Here is a 10,294-nt window from a genome sequence, read left to right on the forward strand (position 1 = left end):
TTGATGGGGGAATATAACATGGTTAAACCAGTTTTACTTGATGAGCAACTTTGCTTTTCAATTTATCGCGCGCAAAAAGCTTATAATCACTTTTATGGGAAGGTTTTAAAGCCTTACGGATTAACATATCCCCAATTTATTGCAATGCTCGCATTGTGGGAACATGGCAAGATGTCAGTGAAGGAATTAGGCCACCATTTAGAACTTGATAGTGGGACATTGACCCCTCTTTTAAAACGTTTGGAAGCAGATGGTTGGGTCAGTCGTAATCGAGCATCAGATGATGAACGCCGCGTTGATGTAACACTAACGGACAAGGCGGAAAGCCAAAAAGAAGAGATTTACGAACGAGTAGGTGCATGCACAAACTACCTCGATTTCTCAAGCGATAAATATCATGAGTTACGTCAAGATATGAATGAAGTAGAACATCATTTGAATGCGATTCAAATGGATACTGCCCGTTTTTCATAAATGGCAGATAAAGGGGTTCTAAAAGATTTGATGTTAAATTGAATTTTTAGGAACTCTTTATCGTACATCCAAAAAACAGGTGCCCCGTCGTGGACACCTGTTTTTTATTTTAGTAGTGTATTCAAGTCGGTCATGGCAATCGATTCATCAAAGATATGCTCACCAAGAATGATGGTGGGGACGAATTTAATATTCGCACGATCAGCTTCAGCGATAATTGTGGCGAGGTTTTCGGTATTATCTTGCGGTGCTAAATTGAGATTTTGCTCGATATATTTTTTAAATTCATTGGGCGTCAAATCATTACGCCACGTTTTTTGGTGCGTAAATAAGAATGACAGTGCTTGTATCACTGTTTCGGGTTGATCGAAAGGCAAATAAGTATGGGCTAAATTGCCTAGTTGTAGATCCGCTTTATCCTTATCAAATGGTTTGATAATGCGTTTTAGCCGACCAGCTTTGACTGCTTCAGTCAGCATTTCTTCAGATTTCAAAAACCACTTACGACAATAAGGGCAAGCAGCATTGATAAATTCAATTGATGTTAATGGTGCATCTGGTTGACCAATTGTAATCCCACCGGTGGTTGTCACATTTTCACGCTTAATGACACTAATATCCATGGCAAAAACCTCCTTTAAGATACTGTCAGTATAACAAATTTAAATAAAAAAATGGGCTAGTTCAACTTGAACTAGCCCATTTTTAATTAAACACAACCGTCAGCACGCTATTTTGGTTGGTTGACCATAATATCGTCAATCAAGCCATAGTCTTTTGCTTCTTGGGCTGTCATGTAGTTATCACGATCAGTGTCAGCTTGTAATTTTTCGAAGGTTTGACCAGAATTGTCTGCCAAAATTTGGTTTAAACGTTTCCGGGTCTTCAAAATTTCGCGCGCAGCGATTTCAATTTCAGTTTGTTGGCCTTGTGCGCCACCTAAAGGTTGGTGAATCAAGACAGTTGAGTTAGGCAATGCAAATCGTTTGCCTTTTGTCCCTGCTGAAAGTAAAACACTGGCCATAGAAGCAGCCATCCCCATAGCGATGGTTTGAACATCAGATTTGATGAAGTTCATCGTATCCATGATTGCTAACCCTGCAGTGACAGAACCACCAGGTGAGTTAATGTAGATTGAAATATCCTTATCTGAATCTTGCGCGTCCAAGAATAATAATTGCGCAATGATTGTGTTAGCCATTTGGTCGTTTACTTCGCCAGATAACATGATAATCCGGTCTTTTAGTAAGCGAGAGTAAATATCGTAAGCCCGTTCGCCACGAGATGTTTGTTCGATAACTGTCGGTACTAACATTGAATTGCCTCCTTATATAAGCCAGAGTAGAATCACTCTGTAGTCTATAGATTGAATTTTACCGCAAAGGTCAATTTTGGTCAAATAGAAAGCTTCTTTTCAGAAAGATTATTGTCATTTTGTGTTCGAATTGAAAATATGATATACTTGAGGAAATTAATCAGCACTTATCACTGTAGGATCAAGTATTATTTGAAGACTTTAATCAACTGGAGTAACCATGGAGTTACAAGTAGTGTAAAGAGGCGGCTTACGCTGTTTAAACGAGAAGATATTTAGAAACACAAGAATTTAGACATAATTGAATTAACCCAAAAATAAAAAACGATGTGAATCACACGTCATTTCCACTAGCGATTCGATGCTAGTGTGCGTAGTCAATCAGTGACTGGCTACCTGACATTATGTAAGAATTTAATATGCGAAATTAATTAGAAGGCCACCTAGGAATAGGTGGCCTTTGCCAATGGTTAAAAAATGGGGCATCAGCTTTCAAGCTTTTAAGAAAATAAATCAGCTTTAAGATAAGGCGTAGTCAGTTGGTCAAACGATTTTAATGCATCATGAAATCAATGGTCTAAACTGAATCAGCGACTTGTCTTTTTTGAGTTTAATCCTTAGGTTATTAATTTACCCACCTACGATAAAGGGGTACACTTGGGATGTACATTATTTTGCATGATTATTGAGGAGGGCTTGGCGTGGCACAAAAAATGATTTTGGATTTAGATACTGGGATTGATGATGCGTTAGCAATTGCTTATGCATTGGGATCATCAGAAGTCGATTTAATCGGAATTTCCTCAGAATACGGCAACGTTTTGACTGAGCGAAGCGTTGTGAATAGTCAACAAATTTTACATTTATTAGGCCATCCAGAGATTCCAGTTTATTTAGGCGCTGGGCATTCGACGACGACGAATGACTTTAGCGTCTTACCAATCAGTGTGGAAATTCATGGCCAAGATGGTGTTGGTGAGATTCATCTGACAGAACCCCATCCGGAAATGGCGACTGAATCGGCCGTTGATTTTATATTACGCGCTTGTCAGGAATATGGTGCTGACTTGAGCATCGTGGCAACGGGGCCAATGACGAACTTAGCATTAGCGATTCAAAAAGATTTACCCACGTTGAAGAAAGTTGGCCAAATCGTGATTATGGGTGGCGCCTTAACCGTTGGTGGGAATGTGTCCCCATTTGCTGAAGCCAACATCAATCAAGACCCCGAAGCGGCAGATTTGCTCTTTAAGAGTGGCTTACCGGTCACGATGGTGGGTCTTGATGTTACGTTGCGGACACTTTTTACACGCACCGATACAGCAGAATGGCGCGCGTTTGGCACACCAGCGGCCCAAGCCTATGCCAATATGGTCGATTATTATATTAAGGCATATGAGGTGACGTCACCACACTTGCACGGTTGTGCGCTACATGATCCTTTAGCAGTTGCCGTTGCAATCGATCCAAGCTTAGTCACGACTTTCCCATTGAACTTGAAGACCGAGGTAGAAGGCCCGTCACGCGGACGAACAATTGGGGATAATGCGCGCCTCGATGATCCAACAACTCGGACGGCGGTTTGTGTACAAGTCGACACGCCACGGTTTTTATCAGAATTTAAAAAACGAATTGGACAATTACTGGCTCGTTAAAAATTACGCGGTTTCTCGAAGAGAGAAACTGCTTTTTTTGTAATTTAGTTACAATGGCGCTTTTTTTAAAACGGAAACCCTTACACAACACAGGATAAGCCTCGTATTAGAGATTGTTTTGACGGTTATGATAAGCATATTAGTATGCTTACTATAATTGAAGATGATACATTGAGGACAATTGAAAGGGGTATCATAAAATGAAAAAAAAACGTAGGATGAATCAAAAGCATTTGTTACGCCGTAGTCTATATGTGTGTAGTGGGGTATTGTTATTACTCAACAGTGGTGTAGGGGTTGCGAGTGCGCTAGTTATTAATCAAAACCGAGTTCAAGCGAGTGAAATTTCACCAAGTGTTGGGCTAGCTGATATCTCGATTTTACAGAATGCGAGTTTAACTTCAGATACTGGCACGCAAATGACGCCTAATGCACAGGGAAATTATGATTTAGCTTTAAAATATTCTGGGACTGGATTAGCAACGGTTGGTGTCGCAGACAAGAAAGTATTAGTTTATGCGTTACCAGCTGAATTACAAGGAAAAGTGGTTGGTGGGGCAACCGTCGATATTCATGCTAATCTGCTACCGATTACACCAGGGGAGATTCCTGGTGTTAGTTTACTTTTTGGTGCCCTAGGAACGGCAATTGATGGCTTGAATGCAGTTGTGAAAATTCCGGCCGTAAAAGCAGCTTTTGATCGTTTAAGTACCGTACAAAGTTTGGGGGCTTATCAAGAAACAGTGCCAGCGACCGTTTCACCAGATGGTAAGACAATCTCGGTTGATTTCACGCAAGGCTTTGGTAAATACGTTCACCAAGCTTATGTTGCCTTATTTGATACACTACGGGATGCGATTGCAGCGATTGATGCGGGTGGAATTTTAGTTAAACCATTAGTGGAAGCACTGCAGGCAGCTAGCGCAAAATTATTTGACATTCTTGATGCAATTGCAGCCGGGACATCTGATATTTTGGACAATGCTTTAAATGCTAATTTGTTGGGTTCGATGAGTGGTACTTTGCACACGACCGTTAGTGATCCAAACGTTGCCAGTACAACTGTTAAAGCCGGTGCCATCAATAATGCATTGATTTCGGCTGATGTTTTAACGGCGATTGAGCAAGAAGGCGAAGCTGTCACACTTAATTTCCCAACGACGGCGGTTAATCCCATTGAAAACTATGATGTTGCTGCCCCAGTCATTACGCAACCAGTGGCCGGGCAAACACAGCTTGCCGGTCAAGTTACCTTGGCGCAACCAATTCCGGATGGGACAACATTTGAAGCGGTAGTCACGTTACCAGATGGCAGCACCAAAAACGTACCGCTTGCAGCTGACGGAACCTTTGTTGTGGAGACTGGTAGTTTAGTCGACGGCCAAACTGTTTCAGCAAAAGTGGTTGCGACTAACGGAGCTTACACGAAAGACAGTCCAATCACAACCGCAACGGTGACAGCTGCACCAATTGAAAATCCAATTGCTGATTATGACGTCGCGACACCAACCGTTAATCCGTTAACAACAGGTGATTCGGAAATCACTGGTCAAGTCACACTGAACCAACCGATTCCGCTCGGAACGACATTTGAGGCTGTGGCAACTTTACCAGATGGCTCAAAATTAACGGGAATCGTCGAAAATGATGGGACATTCAAAATTGCTGGTGTTGATCAGTTAGCTGCCGAGCAAACGGTAACGGTTAAAGTCGTCGCAACTAACGGCACGTATACTAAAGACAGTGCCAGCGTACAACTCAACGTTGCAGCGGCACCAGTTGAAGATCCGTTGGCTAATTATCAAATGGCAACGCCAACGATTGATCAAGCACGTGATGGTGATACGAACATCGCGGGTCAAGTCACACTCAGTCAGCCAATTCCAGCCGGCACCACATTTGAAGCTATTGCAGTCTTACCTGGTGGTCGTCAAGTCATAGGAACTGTTAATGCAGACGGTAGTTTCGCAGTTGCGACCGGCGATCCATTAGTTGCTGGAACACAAGTGGCAGTTCATATCAAAGCGGTCAACGGTACCTTTGCTAAAGAAAGTGCACCGGCAACGATGACAGTGGCGGATGCCTTATCAACCAACCCAATTGAAAACTATGATGTGCCAGCACCACTTGTCACACCAGCAGTGGCAGGCGACAAGAGCGTTAAGGGTCACGTGAACTTGGTGACGCCAATTCCGACCAACACAACGTTCAAGGCATTGGTTACTTATGAAGATGGGACAACTGCTGAAGTAAAGGTTCCTGAAACCGGTGATTTTGAAGTGCCAACTCGGACTTTGGTGGCTGATGAAAAAGTTTCAATAAAAGTCATTGCCCAAAATGGGATGAATCAAAAAGAAAGTCCAGCGACTGAAATCACAATCAACAAGGCAGTTGCAACCGATCCACTAGATGGTTATACCGTACCAAAACCAAGTGTTGATCCAGTAACAAGTACGGATACAAGTGTGGCTGGGCAAATTACGCTTAATAACCCACCAGTCGGGACAACTTTTATCGCGAACGTTAAAATGGCGGATGGCTCGATTAACAAGGCAAATGTCATGCCAGATGGCACCTTTACAGTCGCAACTGGCGCACTAGAAGCTAATGCGGTATTAGAAGTTACCATAACCGCACAAAATAGTGGTTATGAAAAAGTGAGTGAGCCAACAACTGTTACGGTCAGCAAGGCCGATCCACTTGAAAATTATGTTGTTGCTAAGCCGAGTGTTGATCTAATTAAAGAAGGTGATCAAGCTGTCACTGGTAATGTGACTCTCAATAAGCCAGTACCAGATGGCACCACTTTTGAAGCGGTGGTCACTTTGCCAAATGGTGATCAAATTAAAGCGCCGGTTAACGATCAGGGACAATTCACAGTGCCAGTGGCTGGGATTAAAGCAGACGACAAGTTAACGATCGAAGTCGTTGCCCATAACGATGGTTTTGATAAGAATAGTGATCCAGTGAATGTAACCGTTGACAAGGTTACGCCAACGAATCCTTTAGAAGGGTACGGTGTTGCACAACCAGTTGTTGACCCAGCGAAGGCGAGCGATACAACGGTCACTGGGAAAGTTGCTTTAGAAGAACCAATTCCTGCTGGGACAACATTTGAAGCAGAAGTGACTTTACCAGATGGCTCGACGAAGACTGGCGCGCTTAACCCAGATGGTACCTTTACCGTTGATACTGGGACATTGGTAGCCGGGGATGAATTAATTGTCCACGTGATTGCCCATAATGGTGCAAATCAAAAAGAAAGTAATCCTGTCCATGTGCTTGTTGCAGCCGATACAACTACGAATCCAATTGAAAACTATACGGTGAATGCACCGGTTGTTAATCCAATGACCGACGGCCAAACCCAAGTGACTGGTCAAGTGAATCTTGGGATTCCAATTCCAAACGGGACAACCTTTACCGCAGTTGTCACATTAGCTGATGGGACAACAACGTCCGCACCAGTTGCAGCTGACGGTCAATTTACAGTCGCAACCAACATGTTAGTCGCTGATACGACAGTCGGTGTGAAGATTGTTGCAACGAACGGCACATTTACCAAAGATAGTTCGATTGTTTATCAAACGGTTAGTCCACAACTTGATACGAATCCGTTGGCAAATTACACGGTCAATCAACCAACCGTTGAACCAGTGACGGTCGATCAAACGAGCGTGAAAGGCCAAGTCACTTTAGCAACGCCAATTCCAGACGGGACAACGTTTGAAGCAACCGTTACCTTACCAAATGGAACGCAAAAAACGGCGGCAGTTGATGCAAATGGGAATTTCGAAGTGGTGACTGGGCGCTTAACCGCAGATAGTGACTTAAGTGTTAAAATAACAGCCAAGAATAGCACCTACACGAAGGATAGCGAAAACGTATCAGTCACAGTTGGGGCAGCAATTATTGAGAATCCGCTTGAAAACTATGATGTCGCAGAACCCGTTGTCGATCCCGTTAAGGAAGGCGATAAACAAGTCACCGGTGGTGTAGAGTTCACAAAACCGGTGCCAGACGGAACTAATTTTGAAGCAGTCGTGACATTACCAAACGGTGATAAAGTCACAGCTGACGTTGACGATCAAGGGCACTTCACAATTCCAGTCGATGGGATTAAAGAAGGCGATGAGCTAACCGTCGAAGTTATCGCCCATAATGGTGATCATGAAAAAGCAAGTGATCCAATTAGCGTGACGGTCGATAAAGCCGCAGTGACGAACCCAATTGAAGATTATGACGTGGCAACACCAACATTGAACCCTGTAAAAGCGGGTGAAACAGTGGTTAGTGGGACTGTTGAATTAGGGGACTTCCCAGAAGGCACAACCTTTGAAGCTATCATGGTCATGCCAAACGGACGGGTCCGAATTGTTCGTCTCGATAGTAGCAATGTTGCAGCTGATGGGACCTTTACAATTCAAACCGCCGCATTAACGGCCGGTCAAAAGATTCAAGTCAAGATTATCGCAACGAACGGCGCCTTTACTAAAGAAGGTGGCATCGCTGAAATGACAGTTGAAGCTGCCAATCCAACGAATCCACTTGAAAACTACAACGTCGCGGAACCAGTCGTCGATCCAGTCAAAGAAGGCGATAAAAACGTCACCGGTAGTGTAGAGTTCACAAAACCAGTGCCAGATGGAACTAATTTTGAAGCAGTCGTGACATTACCAAACGGTGATAAAGTCACAGCTGACGTTGACGATCAAGGGCACTTCACAATTCCAGTCGATGGGATTAAAGAAGGCGATGAGCTAACCGTCGAAGTTATCGCCCACAATGGTGACAATGAAAAGGCGAGTGACCCAATTAGCGTGACGGTCGATAAAGCCGTAGTCACCAACCCACTTGAAGATTATGTGGTTGCCAAACCAACTGTTGATCCTGTCAAGGCAGGCGATAAAGCTGTGACGGGTAGTGTGACATTTACGAAACCAATTCCGGAGGGGACTAACTTTACAGCAGTGGTGACATTGCCAAACGGGATCCAAGTGAGGGTACCAGTTGATGAAAATGGTCAATTCGCAGCCCGCGTTGACGGCCTTAAAGCTGGTGATCGAATCATTGTTCAAATTCTTGCGGAGAATGATGGTTACCAAAAAGCGAGTGTTCCAGTTGATATTCTGGTTTCTGCCGGCGATCTCGGTAATCCTGGAGGCAATAGCAATAATGGTAATGGCTCAGGTAACAATGGTACCGGTGATGGCACAGGTACTGGTAATAACGGTTCAGGTTTAGGCAATGGCCAACTTGGCGGATCAGGTAATGGTCAGCTTGGTGGTCACGAACCTGGCACGTTAAAACCATTGACTATCAGCTCAAAAACTTTGAATCAAACTAATAGTCGTCAAGGTACTAACGGTCAATATTTACCACAAACTGGTGAGAAAGCAACCAGCGTTTGGAGTTGGCTAGGTATGTTATTCCTGACTGCCGCACTATTCATCAAACGTTTAGTCCCAATCAAACGCGATAAATAAGTAACAAAAAAGGAACCAGCGCATTATGCGCTGGTTCCTTTTTTGCATGGGTATGTGTTAAATCGCGTTAGTGGGGATTTGAACCCACATGGACCAGTGAGCGTGGTTGAGAAATGATTGTGCCTTCGAAAACAAACATTCTTAACTGCCAAACCATTACCAATTCTAGGGAGGAATTTCAAATGGGCTGGTTCGTTTTACCGTTAAACTATAACGCATTGGGTGTGTTCGATATTCTTAGGGAAGAATGATCAAAAAAACACGTGGGTCAGATTGTTTCTTGGAAGGAATTCATCTGATGTATAAAGAATAACAAGCAATTATGAATAAAATGTGACGAAAAAGCCATGAATTTGAGAGAAATTTAAAATGATTGACGAAAAGTAAGTGTTTTTGTTTGTGAAGTATTTTGAAAGCGACTACAATTTGTTTGTATTCATTAATAGGGGGCATATAAATGACAAAAGTTTTGATTTTAGGCGCGCACGGACGGATTGCACAATTAGCACGGCAACAATTATTAGCGAATACGGATGCGCAATTGGGGTTATTCTTGCGCAATGCTAATCGCCTAACGGTTCAAGACGCCGATCGTGAACAAGTGATTGATGGCGATGCTGGTAATCAAGCGGATTTAGAAAAAGCAATGGCGGGCGTTTCAGTAGTTTACGCCAATCTAGCTGGCCGGAATATTGAAGCGCAAGCGAAAGCGGTGGTAGCCGCCATGAAGACCACTAACGTCAAACGGCTAATCTGGATTTCAACATTGGGGATTTATGATGAAGTTCCGGGGGCATATGGTAAGTGGAATCATCAGATGTTAGATGATGGCTACCTACCAACTTATGCAGCGGCGGCAAAAGTCATTGAAACATCTGAGTTGGATTATACAATTATTCGGCCAGCATGGTTGGACGATAAGGATGAAATCGATTATGAAATCACGCACCGCCACGATATATTTAAGGGCACCGAGGTTTCTAGAAAGAGCGTGGCTGCAGAGGTGGTACGCCTCATTCAATCACCAAACGAAGCCATTGGTGATTCATTAGGATTGAATAAACCCAATACAGAAGGTGATAAACCAGCTTGGTATTAAAATAGTTGTTGAAAAAGCCCTACCGATTCGGTGGGGCTTTTTCAACTCTGGATTGGTACGAATCAAGCAAGTAATGTATACTGTGACAAGCATCGGGTAGGAGGCGACCATTTGGAAAAATCAGCTATTTTTTTGACAATAACATTACTGTTTATGATGGCTTTTACAACAGGTTGTCAAAGAGACGTCACAAATGAAAAAAACACACAAAATGTACTAGGCCCTGTCAAGTTGACGGATGAAATAATATAAAATTTAATATGTT

At 43.2% G+C, this 10,294-nt stretch carries 6 protein-coding genes; 4 read left to right on the top strand and 2 right to left on the bottom strand.

Annotated elements, in window-relative coordinates:
• Window positions 1–18 precede the first annotated feature (18 nt).
• Window positions 19–474, top strand: a complete 456-nt coding sequence (locus FC90_RS08840) for a MarR family winged helix-turn-helix transcriptional regulator (protein WP_057908876.1) — start codon at window positions 19–21, stop codon at window positions 472–474.
• 104 nt (window positions 475–578) lie between these two features.
• Here FC90_RS08840 and FC90_RS08845 read toward each other — a convergent pair whose 3' ends face one another.
• Together FC90_RS08845 and clpP are read right to left on the bottom strand one after the other, a co-directional pair.
• Window positions 579–1,097, bottom strand: a complete 519-nt coding sequence (locus tag FC90_RS08845; protein WP_057908877.1) for a thioredoxin domain-containing protein — start codon at window positions 1,095–1,097, stop codon at window positions 579–581.
• 107 nt (window positions 1,098–1,204) lie between these two features.
• The gene (gene clpP / locus FC90_RS08850; protein ID WP_004265909.1) at window positions 1,205–1,789 is read right to left on the bottom strand and encodes an ATP-dependent Clp endopeptidase proteolytic subunit ClpP; all 585 of its coding nucleotides are present in this window, start codon (window positions 1,787–1,789) and stop codon (window positions 1,205–1,207) included.
• Between the two features lie 713 nt (window positions 1,790–2,502).
• On the opposite strand from clpP, the gene FC90_RS08855 reads away from it, so the two are divergent.
• From FC90_RS08855 to FC90_RS08865, 3 genes are all read left to right on the top strand, one after another.
• Window positions 2,503–3,444, top strand: coding sequence for a nucleoside hydrolase (locus tag FC90_RS08855; RefSeq protein WP_057908882.1), 942 nt, complete (start codon window positions 2,503–2,505; stop codon window positions 3,442–3,444).
• Between the two features lie 200 nt (window positions 3,445–3,644).
• Window positions 3,645–8,930, top strand: a complete 5,286-nt coding sequence (locus tag FC90_RS08860) for an adhesive domain-containing protein (protein WP_057908878.1) — start codon at window positions 3,645–3,647, stop codon at window positions 8,928–8,930.
• 457 nt (window positions 8,931–9,387) lie between these two features.
• The gene (locus FC90_RS08865) at window positions 9,388–10,029 is read left to right on the top strand and encodes an NAD(P)H-binding protein (protein ID WP_057908879.1); all 642 of its coding nucleotides are present in this window, start codon (window positions 9,388–9,390) and stop codon (window positions 10,027–10,029) included.
• Window positions 10,030–10,294: the final 265 nt, after the last annotated feature.

It is taken from the genome of Latilactobacillus graminis DSM 20719, from assembly GCF_001436415.1.
In the GTDB taxonomy this organism is placed as follows: domain Bacteria; phylum Bacillota; class Bacilli; order Lactobacillales; family Lactobacillaceae; genus Latilactobacillus; species Latilactobacillus graminis.